Source organism: Shewanella colwelliana ATCC 39565, from assembly GCF_000518705.1.
Taxonomy (GTDB): domain Bacteria; phylum Pseudomonadota; class Gammaproteobacteria; order Enterobacterales; family Shewanellaceae; genus Shewanella; species Shewanella colwelliana.
Map to the genome: position 1 here is coordinate 25,952 of NZ_JAEC01000036.1, position 16,775 is coordinate 42,726.

Genomic DNA, 16,775 nt, shown 5'->3' on the forward strand with positions numbered 1-16,775 from the left:
AACCGCCTATTGGCGGTTTTTTTTATGCTGCGATGTGCGATTAGAAAACTAATTCAACACCCGCGAAGTAACCTTTGAACTGGCTATTTGCCGTAATACCGTCAAAGTTATTCACATCAAATTTAAAATCACGGTACCCAACACGTAATTTAGTGTCTAACGCTACACCATCAAACGCCCAACCTAGACCAACAGAGTAGTCATAAACACTGCTCTCATCGATACCTAGCATCACATCGGCAAAACCGTATAAACCAAGCCCTGGAATGCCCACTTCAGCATTTGCGTATGCCATGACCACACCACTGCTTAAATCTTTCTGTTCTGGGTGTCCAGCATCGGCAACGCGATATGAACCATGCATCTTCTTATATGCAGCACCTAAATCTAAGGCAACCATGTCATTATCAAGCAATTCGTAATAAAGCACGAAATCTGTGTTGCTTAAATTGGTAGCGGTAGTGACATCGCCACTAAAGGTATGATCACCAAATGCCCAATCACCAGACAATGTGGCATCGCCCGTCGCATCTAACCGGTTTTCACGGATTTTGAGGTTGGGCACCAAAGGAATTGGATGCTCTACAGCAACCCAAAAACTACCTTGTGACGAAGAACTGTAATCAAAATCTTGCTGAGTTTGACCACGCCGAGCAAAAGTACCACTGGTATCCGCCTGCCAATAGTCGCCACCGACTTTAAAACCCACCAGCGTCGCTGCTTGTGCCGATGTCGCGATTAGCGAGCCAAATAGTGCACATGCAAGTATTGTTTTTTTCATCATTTAACCTTGAGTCAATAAGTTAGTTAGATCAATTACCGCGGCATTTGCGCGGGATACATAATTGGCCATCACTAAAGAGTGATTGGCGACTATGCCGAACCCCGAACCATTTAAGATCATTGGGCTCCACACAGGTTGCTGAGTTTCCTCCAGCTCACGAATGATCTGCTGCAGGCTAACTTCGGCATTTTTCTTTTTAAGCACATCGGCAAAATCAATTTCAATGGCCTTCATGAAATTGAGCAATGCCCAAGTCGCACCACGAGTTTCATAAAATACGTCATCAATTTTCCACCAACTGGTTTTTATCTGCTGGCTAGCAAAGTTAGGTGTCGATTGGCTGGCCTCGCTGTCGCCCGCCAAATCGGTATTCAAACGCTCCTGCCCCACACTTGCTGACAAGCGCTGCGACATACTCCCTAAGCGTTTTTGCACCTCTTTCAGCCACTCATTGAGGTTATCCGCACGCGCATAAAACTGTGCATCAGGGTTATTGCTGTCGGACATTCTAGCCCTATACAACTTCAATAACTTTACCGCATCGCGATATTCGCCTTCCGCGCTAGGCACTAACCAGCTAGTGTGCTCAATATTAAGTTTTGAATGCGCCGCCAATAGATCTTTGTCGGCTGTAGATTGTGACTGAGAGCGACTGAACTCTTTACGCATAATCAAAGCTAGATCGCGCGCTTGCTCAATCGCACCAAATTCGAAAGCGGGCATGTTATCCATAAAGAGTGATGGTGGCATAATATCATTTGATAGCCAGCCACCATTTTTATCCAGCAAGGTTTCTACTGTCTCAATCAATGATGTGGTCGTCGCATAGCCCACAACGTTATGGCCTGTTTCACTGTTTAACTGGTGCGGCGGAATGACATCAGGCTCCACACTCCACCAAACGCCAATAAAATAGCCAATTAAAACCAGAATCGCAGCAAGCATGCCGCCTCTTTTCCATGTTATCTGCATACCTATTGTTCCTTAGTGATGATGGTGGTGTTCACCACCATCTTGGTTAGCCAACTCTTGTTTACTCACCATTAAACTGATCGTCTGCTTAGTACCGTTGTCAAACGTCAGGGTTAAATCAACGCTTTCTCCAACAACTAACGGTTTTTTCAAGCCCAGCAACATAATGTGGTCGCCAGAAGGAGCGAGCGTTAAATGACCGTGCTCCTCTAGGTTAAAGCTCGATTGCTGACGCATTTTAACCACACCATTCTCTTCAACTAGCGTGTGCAGTTGTGCCTCGTTTGCGACATCTGTTGTCACTGCAACCAATTTCACCGCTGGGCCATGATTCATCAAATTAAAATAAGCAGCGGTATTGGGCACACTTGGCGGCATTGCTCGAACATAGCCATCAACCAGCATCACATTTGCCAAAACTGAAAATGAAGTGCATGATAGCAACACTAAATTAAACGCATGTTTGAAAATATGTTTCAATGTCTTAAACTCCTTTTTATCTCATTTAGCCAAATAAGGAATATTGACCTATGAGTACCGTTCAAATTCAGGATGAGCAGGGCGTTCGTATCATCACAATCAATCGCCCAGAAAAACGCAATGCGCTTAGCCTCGAAATGTACACTCAACTCACAGAATACCTTATCCAAGGGGAGTCCGACAACGGAATTAACGCCTTTATGATTAAAGGCCAAAATGATTGTTTCACCTCTGGTAATGATGTTGCTGACTTTTTAAAAAATAGTGACTTAGGACCAGAACATCCCGCGTTTACTTTTCTATTTACCCTACTGGATCTAAAAAAACCTGTCGTCGCAGCAGTCACTGGACCAGCGGTGGGCATAGGCACGACTTTGTTACTGCATTGCGATCTTGTTTACGCTGATAATAAGGCTAAATTCCAACTGCCTTTTGTCAACTTAGCCTTGGTCCCTGAAGCTGGAGCGAGCTTGCTACTTCCTAGGTTAATGGGCCAACAGAAAGCCGCCGAACTGCTACTTTTAGGTGAGTCCTTTGACGCAGCTAAAGCGCATACCCTTAATATCATTAATGCGGTTGTTGACTCAGAGAACCTGATTGAATTCTCGTTATCTCAAGCAATTAAATTGGCGAGCAAACCCCCTCAGGCACTACAAGCAAGCAGGCAATTAATGCGTGATGACATCGAAGTCGTGAGGGCGCAAATGCAAAAAGAGTTAAAGCAGTTTGCCATTAGGTTACAAAGTGACGAGGCGAAGGCACAATTTAGAGCCTTTCTGAGTAAATAACGCTTAACGGCTAGTCGAAGAGAGTATGAATAACGGCTAGTCTAACTGACTAGCTTGGCCTATGCCCCATGCGGCAATGAGCAATAATAAAATCGGCCAAATTAAAGAGAAACCTAAAAACATCATGATAATGGCGATAAGCACGCACACTGATGCAACAACCGCGATGACACTAAATGCCAATGTAACCCAAACTAAAATGCTAAACAGTACCGCGCAGGTCAATGCGGTAGCCCAAAGTCCGATATCCATCCATTGCAAAGACTCAAGGCTAATGTAAAAAAATGAATGCTCGAGATAGTTAGCGAGAAAGAGCACCAATACACCCACTGTCACGATTCCTGCTGCAGCGACCGTAATATCGAGTAAGCGCTGACTCAATGAAACTCCTTTGCCAGTGTTTGTCATCACAGACTAAATTTCCCGTTGCCATTTTGGCAGTACCAACGCCAATACAAAATAAACTAATAGTCCCATCGCAGGGTTCATCGCCACGGCAAGCGCCCACACAACACGAGTCCATAAACATGACCAATCAAACTTATCGGCGGTCATGGCAGCGACACCACATACCATTCTTCTTGGACGTTTTAAGCGAGTAACTAGATCATCAATGTTCATTTCAAACTCCAACTTTTGCCTCGTCAATTAAGATATAAGGCGTAAAACTCATTGAGCTCGGCATCTTGTTAGATAACTTTGTGCCATCTAAAGCTACAGACGACCGCCGCACATAATGCAAAGCTCAACACGGGTAAAAACAATAACGCTGCAAGTTCAAACATCATTACTGTTATTCCTTAACCATTGCACTGGTAATCACTGTCTCGTCGTTTTGATTAGACGCTTCGGCAACACTCAAGGCCTGCTGCTCAACGCTGCTATCAAATAGTGACTCCGACAACTGCGCCTGAACCGAAAGGCTTAACTCTCTTTGCGCAACAGTCATCATCTCTTGCATCTGAGCCGAAATGTTACGTTCTAACGTTGCGCTAATATTCGTAGGGATAAAGTCATCTGCCGTTGCAGAGAAGCTTGCGCCAACGAGCAATGAAGCGATTAGTGATACTTTAGTTAGCTTGTTCATGATGTCTTCCTTTTCATATTGATTGTGACAAGTAAGATAATACAAAGGGTGTGCCAACTTTTTTAAATACAGATAAGATATTGTTTTAATGATATAAAAACAGAATATGATAGCGATAAGGAGAAATCGTTCGATGTAGCACGGGAACTAAATAGCGAGTTTCACTATTGGCTGGTTAAATTCACTAACTCGCAGTAAGACGCTGAAGAACAGACAATAAAAAAGCCTCCATTTAATATGGAGGCTTACCTAAAAAACAACTATTTAATTGAATTATATATTATTTTAAATCCATACTCGCCCGAGCTTGGTGTAGTACTTCGATACCTGCGCCAGGCTTATGTGCATTTTCACTGACATAACGTCGCCATGCGCGTGACCCCACCTCACCTTGGTACAGCCCAGTAATATGCCGAGTGATATGGTTTAGTCGTCCACCATCTTGTAAATGTTTCTCTATATAAGGAATCATTTTCTCCAAAACAGCATCTCGACTCAAAACAGGTTTGTCTTCACCACATAACCGTTGATCGACCTGTGCCAGCATGTAAGGGTTTTGGTAAGCTTCTCGTCCAACCATCACACCATCAACATGCGCTAAGTGCTCCGCGCACTGGGTTAAGGTCTTAACACCACCGTTGAGCGAAAGGTTCAAGTGCGGGTAATCCCGCTTCAATTGGTAGACTCGAGGATAATCTAACTCCGGGATTTCGCGATTCTCTTTTGGACTAAGACCTTGTAGCCACGCCTTTCTAGCGTGGATGATAAAAGTATCGCAGCCAGCTGCACTCACAGTATCGATGAACTGAGTTAGAAACTCGTAGCTATCTTGCTCGTCAATACCAATACGTGTCTTCACGGTGACAGGAATATCGACCACAGCTCGCATCGCCTCGACACATTGAGCAACCAGTTCTGGCTCAGCCATTAAACAAGCACCAAAGCGACCATTTTGAACACGATCCGATGGGCAGCCTACGTTGAGATTTATCTCATCATAGCCACGCTCAGCCGCCAGCTTAGCGCACGTTGCTAAATCAACGGCATTAGACCCGCCTAACTGAAGCGCTAACGGGTGCTCCTCATCGTTATAGGCCAAATAATCACCTTTACCGTGGATTATCGCCCCGGTCGTCACCATCTCGGTATATAGCAAAGCTTGCGCCGACATCAGCCGCGCAAAATAGCGATAATGCCTGTCAGTCCAATCCAGCATAGGGGCAATTGAAAAGGTGCGATTAATAGTTGATGGCATGGTATTTAACGACATAAAAAAGAGTAACCCATAGTTTAGCAGCCCTCACTCTAGAGGTGGCCGCGCATTTTACACTGGTCGCTGAACAATTGCACAGGTTTGCACAATCAATAGCGTGGCCAATGCCTCAAACTCACATTTTCAGGCTATGATAGATTCACCCCTTAACGACTGAAACGGAGCCCATGATGTGTGGTCGCCTCAATATCATTGCCGATCCACTCAATCAATGGGTCAGTGATGCGCTTGGATTAACCTTTGCCTCGCAGCAACAACTGGATCTCCATCCAACTCAGTCTTTAGACATAGTAACCTTAGAAGAAGGCCTAATGCACCAGCGCAGCGCAACATGGGGGATTAAGCCATCGTGGTCCAAAGCGCTAATCATCAATGCGCAGCAAGAGACCGCAGCGCACAAAAAAACCTTCGCAAAGGCCTATAAAACTGCGCGTTGTATCATTCCCTGTTCGGGCTGGTACGAGTGGTCTTCTGGTACAAACACAGCCAAACAAAAGTATCTATTTCGTCATGTATCAGATAGGCCACTATTCATGGCTGGCATACAGTTTTTCAATGAATCGGCCAACCGACAGGTCGTTACACTAACCACCTCCGCGAATCAACTTTGCGCTGACTACCACCCTAGAATGCCGTTTCTTCTCCCCAGTAAATGGGTACCACATTGGCTTAGCGCTAATGATACACAGCAATCAAATTTCAACGATTTCATGGGTGGCTGGCTTAGAGTAGATGCGATAGCAGCATCACAAATATCAAATGTAACATAGAGTTAGTATAAAAAGTTATGCTTAACCTTCTATTATCTATGCTAAGGTTAATGATGATAATTCAAGCTATAAGATAAAACTTCACCTAAGCTTATATAACGCTTAACGTCAGAAATGGAGCCTAACGTCAGATGAATGTTAACTTTATCAACCCTTTTTTGGAGTCTTTGCTCAACGTATTGCAAACCATGGCAAATATGAGCCTAACCCCAGGTAAACCTAACCTGAAAAAAGATAACTTAGCCAAGGGAGACGTGTCTGGCTTAATTGGCATGGTTGGGCCTCAGACCAAGGGGTCACTGTCGATCACCTTTGAAGAACCACTCATCCTTGAAATAATGAATAGTATGCTCGGTGAAAAGCCCAGCAGCATCAATGAAGAAGTAACTGACTTAGTTGGTGAAATAACCAATATGGTCACTGGTGGTGCAAAAAACCTTTTGGGTGATAAAGGTTACGAATTTGAAATGGCTACGCCTATCGTCGTCTCAGGAAAAGGTCATACAATCGCACATAAATCTGATGGCAAAAAAATCATCATGCCGTTCACCAGCAACTGGGGAAATGCCTATATCGAGATCTGCTTCGAAAGCTGATCAGACGTTAGCCCTGCGGGGCTAGAACGGCTGATTCACCATCACCCAAAACTGACCTCCTTGCTCACTCACAGCAAAGTCGGTGCGAACCACAATCCCCTCAACCTCAAATCGCACACCCGCCCCTAATGTCCATTTCATGTCTTGGTGCAAGCTCTCAACAGTAAACTCATCACTCACTTGCCCGGTTTCAGCAAACAGTGTCCACTGCCACCAAGGTATGTGGTACAAATTAAAAAGAGGCAAAGTCGTTAATGGTTGCCATTTAGGCTGCATACGGTACTCAGCGGAGTACAATACCGCACTGCGGCCGACAAACTGCTGACCAGCATACCCTCTAAGCTTATTAAACCCACCTAAAGAGACACCCACAAAACTCGGCGGGCGATGATATTCGCCAGTATCTAGATTGCCACTTTGCAATGTGGGCGTATCCGCTAAGTAAAGATTAAACGCTAGCACTTGTTTGGCAAACCAGTCACTTTGACCTAAAGACAGAAACAAGCTTTGTTCAAATTCCCAAGTCGTCCAACTACTGCGCGATGCACTGCCAAAATCACGCGTCAGTGTCAGGCGAGTTTGCCCGCCTTGAGTACTGTTTTTGCCATTGTCTCTGTTGTCCCAGCCCAATTGCAACGCTACGCCTTGAGACTCATCAGGTAGATAATCATAGCCTTGTAGCTGCTGCATTCGATAAAACGGGCTTACGGTAAGGCTACTAACACCTGAGGTGAGTGGATTCCAAGAGAGTGCCTCTGTTGCTGGGACAAGTGACTTAGCTGCACCATTAACCCCTCGACCCCACGGCAAAACATACTTCATGTGCAACTTAGCATATGACTCATCGCCAAGGGTTATAACACGTTCAGTCTCAGTTAATTGACCGCTACTTGGCTGGTTAGCAGCCAGCATTGACTCGCCACGATCTGTGTCGATAAAGTAGATCCCCTGCTTATAACTGGCACGATAGAATTCGGCTGAAAATAACCATTGCTCTAGCTTAGGTAGCTGATAAGAATTAGCAGCCAAATAAGTCACCCATGAATCATTGGCACTGCCAAGTCCCACGGCAAGCACAGAAGCCTGCATTTGGCCGGCATGCTTTAACACACCTGCACCGCCAACGGCCGTACTTAATGTTTCAGTTGAAAAAATAAAGGGAACGGCAATAAACTCACTTTTCAAAGACTGGGACCGCTCCAGGTCTGTTGACTCAACAGGCTCATCAATCTCTTGTGTTGACCACGCGGCGGCACTAACTAACAAGCTGCTACCAGCCACGATTAAACGAGGGTAATTTAAAACATTCAAGGAGGAAAATTTCCAAATCGACTCATTGCATCCGGCATGACAGAGTCGATTTACAACTGGAATCTATTGGGCAGTGATCAGTCCAAACACACTGCTACACGGGGGGTAAGCTTGGTGACTAGCTCATAAGCAATAGTCCCGATATGCTCGGCAACATCTTCTACGGGCAGGGTTTTTCCCCATAACATAACATCATCACCAACGACATCAATTGCATCGATACCCAGATCAACCGTGAGCATATCCATCGATACTCGACCGACAATAGGCACCAAGCGACCATTTATCCAAACAGGTGTCCCTTCCGGTGCATTACGCGGATAGCCATCGCCATAGCCAATGGCAACAACGCCTAACTTGGTATCCTTTTTAGCATGCCAATAACTCCCATAGCCAACGGGATCGCCCGCTTTATGATCGCGCACAGCAATAAGACGAGACATTAATTCCATCGCAGGAATTAAACCATGATTACTCCCAAAGTCGCCCGCAACTGGGGAAACCCCGTAAAGCGCGATACCTGGGCGAATCCAATCGGCTTGAGTCTCTTGCCAATAAAGGGCGGCAGCTGAGTTTGCTAACGTCCGCTCACCCGGCAGCCCTTGCGTCATCGTATTGAAACGCTGAGTTTGCTCAGCGGTCGCTGGGTTATTGGGCTCATCGGCACAAGCAAAATGGGTCATTAAGTGGATAGGCTTAGCCACCTGTGGACACTGCATTAAACGTTGATAGGTGTCATTAAACTGTTCTAGATTAAAGCCCAGACGGTGCATACCCGAATCGACTTTCATCCACACGGTTACTGGTTTTGCCAACTGTGCGCTTTCCAGCATTTCGATTTGTGACTCATGATGCACAACAGTTTCAATGTCATGTTGCACCAGTAAAGCTAAATCAGACTGACGAAAGAAACCTTCTAACAGCAACAACTTGGCCGAAACACCGCCAGCTCTGAGTTCCAGCGCTTCCTCAAGCCGCGCCAGCCCAAAGCCATCGGCGCTAGATAGACAATTGGCCACATTGAGTAAGCCATGGCCATAACCATTAGCCTTAACAACCGCCATGACCCGGCTATTAGGCGCCAGTTCACGTAAACGTTGTAAATTAGATTTCAGCGCAACGCCGCTGATCTCTGCACGAGGAAAGGGTTTCAAACAGTAACCTTAAATATTATGACGCTATCACTTAACAGAGGGTAACGTAAAAACCGGGTTCAACGGGCTACTTAAATCAAGTTTAATTTAACCCAATGAACCGTCTTGATTAATCTTCTTCGAACTGAGGACCAGCGTAGTTATCAAAACGAGAATATTGCCCTTGGAAAACCAAACGCACACGTCCAATCGGCCCGTTACGTTGCTTACCAATAATAATCTCCGCCGTCCCTTTATCTTCAGAGTCGTTGTTATACACTTCGTCACGATAAATAAACATGATCAAATCGGCATCTTGCTCAATGGATCCGGATTCACGCAAATCCGAGTTCACGGGGCGTTTATCAGCACGTTGCTCCAATGAACGGTTGAGCTGCGATAGCGCGATAACGGGGATCTCTAACTCTTTAGCCAGCGCCTTAAGCGAACGTGAAATTTCAGCGATCTCTAGGGTACGATTATCTGATAGAGCGGGCACTTGCATCAATTGAAGGTAATCGATCATGATCATCGACAACCCACCATATTCACGCGCAATACGGCGAGCACGGCTACGTACTTCTGTTGGCGTTAAACCCGAGCCATCATCGATATACATCTTACCCTGCTCGAGCATGATCCCCATGGTTGAAGATACACGCGCCCAATCATCGTCATCAAGCTGACCGGTACGGATTTTGGTTTGGTCAACACGACCCAGTGACGCCAACATACGCATCATGATCTGTTCTGAAGGCATCTCAAGACTAAAAATAAGCACTGGCTTATCTTCATTGAGCGCCGCTTGCTCACACAAGTTCATCGCAAACGTGGTTTTACCCATAGATGGACGAGCCGCCACAATAACTAGGTCACCAGATTGGAAACCTGCGGTCATCTTATCTAAGTCGCCAAAGCCACTAGATACTCCGGTTACACCGTTATGCGGGTTATTATATAGCTCTTCGATTTTATCGACCGTTTTTTCCAAAATGGTCTTAATGCCCTCAGGCCCCTCATTGGCGTTAGCGCGTTGCTCAGCGATCTTAAAGACCTTGCTTTCGGCCAAATCCAGTAGTTCACCTGAGTTACGTCCTTCAGGGTTAAAACCCGCATCGGCTATTTCGTTGGCCACTTTGATCATTTCACGTACAACCGCACGTTCACGAACAATAGACGCATAAGAGAGAATATTACCGGCACTTGGGGTATTTTTAGCAATCTCGCCTATGTAGGCAAAGCCCCCCGCATCTTCGAGGCTATCTTCAACTTCTAACTGCTCAGAGACGGTGATCAAATCTATCGGTTGCCCCGCAGCAACTAGCGACTCCATTGCCATAAAGATCATCTTGTGAGAGCGAGAGTAGAAATCCTCTTTCACCACAGCTTCGGCCACTTTATCCCAAGCGTCTGAATCTAACATCAAGCCACCGAGAACAGACTGCTCCGCTTCAATAGAATGGGGCGGCATTTTCAATGCATCCATCTGTATATCTCTTGGCTTCTTCTTAGCCTGAAAACCACCTTGCTGTGCCATTAACTCTCCAAATTTCCAACGATTAGGCAAAATATGGTATAAAACCGGGGTCAAGCAGAACATTAACAGAACATAAGACTCTGTTCGTTCACAACTCTCTATAATAATTAAGGAATAAACATGCGCAAAGCATTGGTTGCAGCCTTAATGCTGTCATCAGGCATTGTTATTGCCGATGAAGGGCAATGGCAACCTTATCAAATGCCTTCGATCGCAGACAAACTTAGCGAACGTGGTATTGAAATTCCAGCAAAACAACTTGCCGATCTCACCCAGTACCCAATGAACGCCGTTGTCGGGCTGGGCTATTGTACCGCCAGTTTCGTGTCGCCCCAAGGTTTAGTTGTCACAAATCATCACTGCGCGTATCGAGCCATACAATACAACAGTAAAAAAGAGCACAACTACATCGCCGATGGTTTTTTAGCTAAGCAGCAAAAAGATGAACCTTCTGCAGGACCTAACGAACGCCTCTATATTACAGAAGCGGTCACCGATGTCAGTGCCGAGGTCAAAACGGGCTTGAGTGATGACCCGCTAAAACGCTTTGAAACCATCCAAGCAAATCGTAAGGCATTAATTAAAGAGTGTGAAAGCGATGAAAACTACCGTTGCTCTGTGCGCAGTTTTCACAATGGCTTAGAATACTACCTAATTAAACAGCTGATCATTCGTGACGTTCGTTTAGTCTATGCACCACCAGAAAGTGTGGGTGCCTTTGGTGGTGATATCGACAATTACGAATATCCACGCCACTCAGGCGACTTTACCTTCTTACGCGCCTACGTTGGTCAAGATGGTAAACCTGCAGCTTATAGCGAAGACAACGTCCCGTTTAAGCCAAAGAGCTATTTAAAGATAAATGCTGATGGCGTTAAAGCTGGAGACGGCGTGTTTGTTGCCGGTTATCCAGGCTCTACCAGCCGTTACCGTTTAACCAGCGAACTTAAGTTTGCCAGTAACTGGCTCTACCCCACTTATGCTGAGCGTTATCAGCTACGCATCGATACTATCGAAGCGATGGGCAATCAAGATAGCAATATCAAACTGAAATATGCTGGCAGCCTAGCTTCTATGGCTAACCGCATGAAAAAGTACAACGGCCTACTCGATGGTTTTAAAGCCACTGATATTGCAGGTATCAAGCAAGCTCGTGAAGATGATTTTCGCCAGTGGCTTGCCGCTGATACGCAATATCAAAGCTATCAAGCTCAGTTCGATAAGCTCGAAACCTTATTGATTGACCAGCGTCATGCCCTGCAAACCCGTTACTACTTTGAAAATGCACAATCGAGTGCACTGCTCTCAACCGCTAAACAGCTTTATCGCCTAGCGAAAGAGAAGACCAAGTCAGATGCACAGCGTGAAGAGGGTTACCAATCACGTGACATGAAGATGTTCACGGCGCGTCTTATGCGTTTAGACAGCAGTTTTGACTTGTCGATGGATAAGACATTGTGGCTGCAAGATCTCAATGCCTATCTGACGCAAGACCATCGGGTTGAGGCGTTAGATAAGATGCTTAACAGTGATGACAGTAACATCACCTTATCTGATAAGTTAGATGGCCTCTACTCATTAACAGGCTTAACGGACCAAGCTAAGCGTTTAGCATGGATGGATGCGGATGTTGCAGCATTTGAAACCAGTGCCGATCCGTTTATTCGCCTAGCGGTTGCGCTATATGATACCAATATGGCGCAAGAGACAGCGCAAAAAACCTTGGCTGGAAAGCTGTCAAAAGCCCGTCCTGACTACATGGAAGCGGTGATAGCCTATTACAAAGCCAACAACTGGCCTGTTTACCCTGATGCCAACGGTACCTTGCGTATTACTTACGGCATGGTTGATGGCTATCAGTCAAAGGATGCGCTCTATAAGCAACCTTTCACTCGCCTAGAAGGAATCGTCGCCAAGCACACAGGCATAGCACCATTTGACGCCCCACAAAAGGTGTTAGATGCGATTAAGGCTAAACGCTATGGACGCCATATGGTGGAGAGCGTCTACCAAGACCCTGCGTCTTGGTTATGCCGTCTATTCTCTTGTTTGGATAAACCTGAGAGCTTTGGCTCGGTGCCAGTTAACTTCTTGTCCAGTGTCGACACCACTGGCGGTAACTCAGGCTCGCCAGTCTTCAATGGCCAAGGAGATTTGGTTGGACTTAACTTCGATTCTACCTATGAAGCCATCACTAAAGATTGGTTCTTTAACCCGACCATCACTCGTGCAGTGCATGTCGATATTCGCTATACCTTATGGATGATGGATGAAGTTGACCATGCCGACAACTTGATCAAAGAGCTGGAGTTAGTGACAAACTAACGCTTAAAGGGCCAGTCTGTTTTAGCCTCGAGATCGCCACTGCGTGGCTGCTAGAACGGGCTAAGCCCTAGGAGATCGCAGACTTCGTCGGCTGCTGGTTTGTAAACCGCCGCCCTAGCCCCTAAGTAGCTTCTAGCTTCTAGCTTCTAGCTTCTAGCTTCTAGCTTCTAGCTTCTAGCTTCTAGTTTCTTAACATATTTCAGGCACAAAAAAACACCGCCTAATCAACTTAGTGCGGTGTTTTCTTTAAAGCTCTTAAACTGAGGTATTAGTCTTCTGCAACAACAGAAACTTTAACAACAGCTTTAACTTCAGTGTGAACTTGAACATCAATTTCGTATTCACCAGTAGTGCGGATAGCACCTAGTGGAAGACGAACTTCGCTCTTAGCAAGTTCAACACCAGCAGCAGTTACTGCATCAGCGATATCACGGTTACCAATTGAACCGAATAGCTTACCTTCATCACCCGCTTTAGAAGCGATAACAACAGGCTCAAGTGCGTTGATTTTCTCAGCGCGCTCGTTTGCAGCAGCTAGGTCAGCAGCTAACTTAGCTTCTAGTTCAGCACGACGTGCTTCAAAAACTTCAGTGTTAGCAGCGTTAGCAACAACAGCTTTACCTTGTGGTAAAAGGTAGTTACGTGCGTAACCCGCTTTTACAGAAACTTGGTCACCCAAGTTACCTAGGTTAGCGATTTTATCTAGTAAAATAACGTTCATTTTATATTCCTCTAAATTGATGCAGTATTACTGATGTAAATCAGTGTACGGCAGTAGAGAAAGATAACGAGCACGCTTGATAGCGCGAGCTAGTTGACGTTGATATTTAGCGTTTGTACCAGTGATACGGCTAGGAACAATTTTACCACTTTCAGTGATGTAGTTCTTTAGAGTAGCGATATCTTTGTAATCGATCTCTGTAACGCCTTCTGCAGTGAAACGGCAGAACTTGCGACGACGGAAATAACGTGCCATGTGACAGTCTCCTAAGTTTTCAATTCGACATTTTCAGCGTGTAATACCAAACGGTTTTGGCCATTTCGCCCTTGTTGAAGTGCGATAAAACCTTGTACCTCGATATCCACACCGGATTTCAGTTTGTCTGTTACGCTTTCAAAGCGCTCGCCACTAAATATAACTTGTATCTGGCAGTAAACGTTTCTGAGCATTTCAGCTTCATAAACCTGCGATTTGTGTTCCAACATAATTACGCAATGCGCAATGCCCGCTGGGCTTTTAAAGCTTCTAGAACGATTTATAGTTCCAGACAACACCAAGTGATTGGTGGCCACAAATAAACTTACTCTGCTGTGTTTTCAGTGGCTTCTGCAGATGCTTCAGTTGCTTCAGTAGCAGCTGGGCGATCTTCGCTAGAACGACGTGAATCACGCTCGTCTTTCGCTTTAGCCATTGGAGAAGCTTCAGTGATGGCACCTTTAGTGCGCATAACCATGCTACGAAGAACAGCGTCGTTGAAACGGAAAGCTGTTTCTAGCTCTTCAACCGATTCTGCAGTAGCTTCAACGTTCATAAGAACATAGTGAGCTTTATGCAATTCGATGATTGGGTAAGCCAATTGACGACGGCCCCAATCTTCTAAACGGTGAACTTGACCGCCAGCTTGGGTAAGAATACCCGTGTAACGTTCGATCATACCTGGCACTTGTTCACTCTGATCAGGGTGAACTAAAAATACGATTTCATAATGACGCATTTTTTGCTCCTTACGGTTATCTAGCCTCGTTGTTGGCTCAGTCAGACCAAATGGAGGCAAGGAACTAATTAAAGTGACTGAATTAAGCCGCGGAATATTACATGGGAAGTGCCAATAACTCAAGTGATATCTTTAGCTATTCACTTTGCCGATTGAACGATGAAACGGTATGATGGTGAACTATTGCGATGGTCCCTTTACTCAAGCCGTACAAGAATAAAAATAATGTTAAGAGCTTCTCTATTTTTCACCACCATACTTTTATCTCAAAGTATCTGGGCGTTAGTGCCACCTGACTATCAAGAGCCACCGAGCGACTTTACCGCCGAGATAGAAGCCGGGCTGCAGGTCAATACCGGTAACACAGAGTCGAGTAGCTTTAATGGCCGCACCAAACTTGTCTACGACACGGATATCTTTAGACAGGAAGGTGTTTTTAAAGCCTATTACGCTGCCGACTCAGAGAAGACCACCGCTGAGAAATATGATGTAGAGCTCCAGTCAAGTTACAAATTCTATAGCGGTTACGTCTTTGCTCGGGGTGACTTTACCGAAGACAGGTTTGGTAGTTACACCCGCATCTCAACCGTTTCCACGGGTTATGGTTTTGACGCCATTGGCGGTGACCGTACAAAACTAAGTTTAGAGATAGGCCCAGGTTATCGATATAACCTACCTCAAGGGAGCGAATCGGAACCCAGCCCTGAAGCCGACCGCGACATCATTTTACGTACAGCGGCGAAATTTGAGCAAAAAATCCACGAATATACTAGCTTCAATGCCGATCTCACCGCCGAAGTCGGCGAGAACAACAACACACTGACCTTAGATATGAGTTACAAGAACACCCTGTTCCAAGATTGGGCGTTTAAGATTGGCATGAACGTTAAATATACTGAGATAGTGCCAGAAGACTCTAAACAGACGGATACAGTCACCACCTTTAACCTGCTGTATACCTTTAAATAAGGTAGCTCACCTGTAGCTGCACAAGGTCTCAATGGCGATTTGATAGGCGAAGCGCTGTTTCAATTGTTTTGCGTTCAGCCGACTTGAAATTTTAAAGGGCTCTGCGAACCATGGCTTCATGGTTCATCAATTGCCTGCAGCAGGCTGTTAACGCCCACCTCCATGCCTACACCAAATTATCACTCTCTTCGATTTAGCCTTACAGGTATCTCTTGGATAACCAAAAGTTAACTCATTTTTGAACAAAAATAAGCAGACCTTCGAATGAAGGTGTTGGCATTTTTGGCTTATAACATTTGGCTGTATTGGTTTTTATTTCGCTGACGGTAGCGTTGACTTTACATTGTTTTGAATTGCTTGCAGCAGGCCCCACGTGCAAACACATTTGTGACACGGTGAGAGAAGCGTAGCTGCGTGCTTACGAACGAGAGGCATGGACGCCGAACTGGCTTTTAGACATGGACGTTGTTCGAGCACTTCCATGTGAGCTCTACCTCGGTATCTGACGTGAATGGATTCACAAATGCCGCGATGACATGGATGTCAGAGAGCGGCCATGCCTCAGAAGGTCACAACTGAGTTCGCACCGAGCTTTCTATCTCTTCGATTTAACCTTGCTGCTATCACTTGGGCAATCACAAGTTAAATCGTTTCTGGACAAAAGTGTGTTTGCCTTGGAATGAAGGTGTTGGCATTTTTGGCTTGTGACATTTGACGAAGTTGTTTTTATTTATTGATGGTAGCGTTGACTTTCATTGTTTTGAATTGCTTGCAGCAGGCTATTCGTGCAGGTACTTCTGTGACACGCCGCAAGTACGTTCCCTGTAGGCTCTGCCGTGACATCCATGTCACGGAAGGCCACAGCCGCACCTACACCGAGTTTTCATTCTCTTCGATTTAGCCTTATTAGTATGACTTAGGCAATCAGAAGTTAAATCGTTTCTGGACAGAAATTGGTTAGAGTCAAAGCTCTTAAAGTGATGATTATTATTAGGGAAAGAATGGCAAGCTGATATACGGTAACGCCTAAATAAC

20 protein-coding genes are annotated in these 16,775 nt (G+C 45.4%); 5 read left to right on the top strand and 15 right to left on the bottom strand.

The annotated features are described in order from the left end of the window. Nucleotides 1-40: 40 nt before the first annotated feature. Genes L876_RS0114530 through L876_RS0114540 form a run of 3 tightly spaced genes read right to left on the bottom strand, consistent with a single transcriptional unit; the run spans nt 41 to nt 2,236 of the window. On the bottom strand, nt 41-781 hold the full coding sequence (locus L876_RS0114530) for a TIGR04219 family outer membrane beta-barrel protein (protein ID WP_028764473.1): 741 nt from the start codon (nt 779-781) through the stop codon (nt 41-43). 3 nt (nt 782-784) lie between these two features. Beyond that, a complete protein-coding gene (locus L876_RS0114535; RefSeq protein WP_028764474.1) occupies nt 785-1,756 on the bottom strand; it encodes a DUF2333 family protein in 972 nt (323 codons plus the stop codon). A gap of 12 nt (nt 1,757-1,768) precedes the next feature. Then, nucleotides 1,769-2,236 (bottom strand): copper chaperone PCu(A)C, encoded by a 468-nt coding sequence (locus tag L876_RS0114540; protein ID WP_028764475.1) that lies wholly within the window; start codon nt 2,234-2,236, stop codon nt 1,769-1,771. 50 nt (nt 2,237-2,286) lie between these two features. Between L876_RS0114540 and L876_RS0114545 the strand changes: the two genes are divergently transcribed. Then, a complete protein-coding gene (locus L876_RS0114545) occupies nt 2,287-3,024 on the top strand; it encodes an enoyl-CoA hydratase-related protein (protein ID WP_028764476.1) in 738 nt (245 codons plus the stop codon). A 36-nt stretch (nt 3,025-3,060) separates the two neighbouring features. Here the strand turns inward: L876_RS0114545 and L876_RS0114550 are convergent, their stop codons facing one another. The 4 genes from L876_RS0114550 to dusA form a co-directional block, all read right to left on the bottom strand. Beyond that, nucleotides 3,061-3,405: a hypothetical protein gene (locus L876_RS0114550; RefSeq protein ID WP_245686941.1), complete on the bottom strand. Its 345-nt coding sequence runs from the start codon at nt 3,403-3,405 to the stop codon at nt 3,061-3,063. Between the two features lie 33 nt (nt 3,406-3,438). Beyond that, nucleotides 3,439-3,645: a PspC domain-containing protein gene (locus tag L876_RS0114555; protein ID WP_028764478.1), complete on the bottom strand. Its 207-nt coding sequence runs from the start codon at nt 3,643-3,645 to the stop codon at nt 3,439-3,441. Between the two features lie 172 nt (nt 3,646-3,817). Continuing rightward, a complete protein-coding gene (locus L876_RS0114565; protein WP_037428845.1) occupies nt 3,818-4,111 on the bottom strand; it encodes a hypothetical protein in 294 nt (97 codons plus the stop codon). 280 nt (nt 4,112-4,391) lie between these two features. Beyond that, nucleotides 4,392-5,381 (bottom strand): tRNA dihydrouridine(20/20a) synthase DusA, encoded by a 990-nt coding sequence (dusA, locus tag L876_RS0114570; protein ID WP_028764480.1) that lies wholly within the window; start codon nt 5,379-5,381, stop codon nt 4,392-4,394. Between the two features lie 173 nt (nt 5,382-5,554). Between dusA and L876_RS21830 the strand changes: the two genes are divergently transcribed. Then, nucleotides 5,555-6,154: an SOS response-associated peptidase gene (locus tag L876_RS21830; protein WP_051413146.1), complete on the top strand. Its 600-nt coding sequence runs from the start codon at nt 5,555-5,557 to the stop codon at nt 6,152-6,154. 131 nt (nt 6,155-6,285) lie between these two features. Further along, nucleotides 6,286-6,750, top strand: a complete 465-nt coding sequence (locus tag L876_RS0114580) for a chemotaxis protein CheX (RefSeq protein ID WP_028764481.1) — start codon at nt 6,286-6,288, stop codon at nt 6,748-6,750. Between the two features lie 21 nt (nt 6,751-6,771). On the opposite strand, the gene L876_RS21835 is transcribed toward L876_RS0114580, so the two are convergent. The 3 genes from L876_RS21835 to dnaB all read right to left on the bottom strand — a co-directional run bounded on the left by L876_RS21835 (nt 6,772) and on the right by dnaB (nt 10,731). Further along, entirely contained in the window at nt 6,772-8,061 is a 1,290-nt protein-coding gene (locus L876_RS21835; protein ID WP_345939980.1) for a BamA/TamA family outer membrane protein, read from the bottom strand. Nucleotides 8,062-8,138: 77 nt separating this feature from the next. Continuing rightward, entirely contained in the window at nt 8,139-9,215 is a 1,077-nt protein-coding gene (gene alr, locus L876_RS0114590; protein WP_028764482.1) for an alanine racemase, read from the bottom strand. A 109-nt stretch (nt 9,216-9,324) separates the two neighbouring features. Beyond that, complete coding sequence (dnaB, locus tag L876_RS0114595) at nt 9,325-10,731, bottom strand: replicative DNA helicase (protein ID WP_028764483.1); 1,407 nt, start codon at nt 10,729-10,731, stop codon at nt 9,325-9,327. A gap of 120 nt (nt 10,732-10,851) precedes the next feature. On the opposite strand from dnaB, the gene L876_RS0114600 reads away from it, so the two are divergent. Next, entirely contained in the window at nt 10,852-13,056 is a 2,205-nt protein-coding gene (locus tag L876_RS0114600) for a S46 family peptidase (protein WP_028764484.1), read from the top strand. A gap of 268 nt (nt 13,057-13,324) precedes the next feature. Here the strand turns inward: L876_RS0114600 and rplI are convergent, their stop codons facing one another. From rplI to rpsF, 4 genes are read right to left on the bottom strand one after another with little or no spacing between them, the layout of a single operon-like run. Further along, the gene (gene rplI, locus L876_RS0114605) at nt 13,325-13,777 is read right to left on the bottom strand and encodes a 50S ribosomal protein L9 (RefSeq protein ID WP_028764485.1); all 453 of its coding nucleotides are present in this window, start codon (nt 13,775-13,777) and stop codon (nt 13,325-13,327) included. Between the two features lie 27 nt (nt 13,778-13,804). Next, nucleotides 13,805-14,032: a 30S ribosomal protein S18 gene (gene rpsR, locus L876_RS0114610; RefSeq protein WP_011867078.1), complete on the bottom strand. Its 228-nt coding sequence runs from the start codon at nt 14,030-14,032 to the stop codon at nt 13,805-13,807. Nucleotides 14,033-14,043: 11 nt separating this feature from the next. After that, a complete protein-coding gene (gene priB, locus L876_RS0114615; protein WP_028764486.1) occupies nt 14,044-14,349 on the bottom strand; it encodes a primosomal replication protein N in 306 nt (101 codons plus the stop codon). Between the two features lie 8 nt (nt 14,350-14,357). Further along, the gene (gene rpsF / locus L876_RS0114620; protein ID WP_028764487.1) at nt 14,358-14,771 is read right to left on the bottom strand and encodes a 30S ribosomal protein S6; all 414 of its coding nucleotides are present in this window, start codon (nt 14,769-14,771) and stop codon (nt 14,358-14,360) included. Nucleotides 14,772-14,996: 225 nt separating this feature from the next. Between rpsF and L876_RS0114625 the strand changes: the two genes are divergently transcribed. Next, entirely contained in the window at nt 14,997-15,740 is a 744-nt protein-coding gene (locus tag L876_RS0114625; protein ID WP_028764488.1) for a DUF481 domain-containing protein, read from the top strand. Nucleotides 15,741-16,470: 730 nt separating this feature from the next. Here the strand turns inward: L876_RS0114625 and L876_RS23200 are convergent. After that, nucleotides 16,471-16,602, bottom strand: a complete 132-nt coding sequence (locus L876_RS23200; protein WP_259651127.1) for a hypothetical protein — start codon at nt 16,600-16,602, stop codon at nt 16,471-16,473. Nucleotides 16,603-16,775 lie beyond the last annotated feature (173 nt).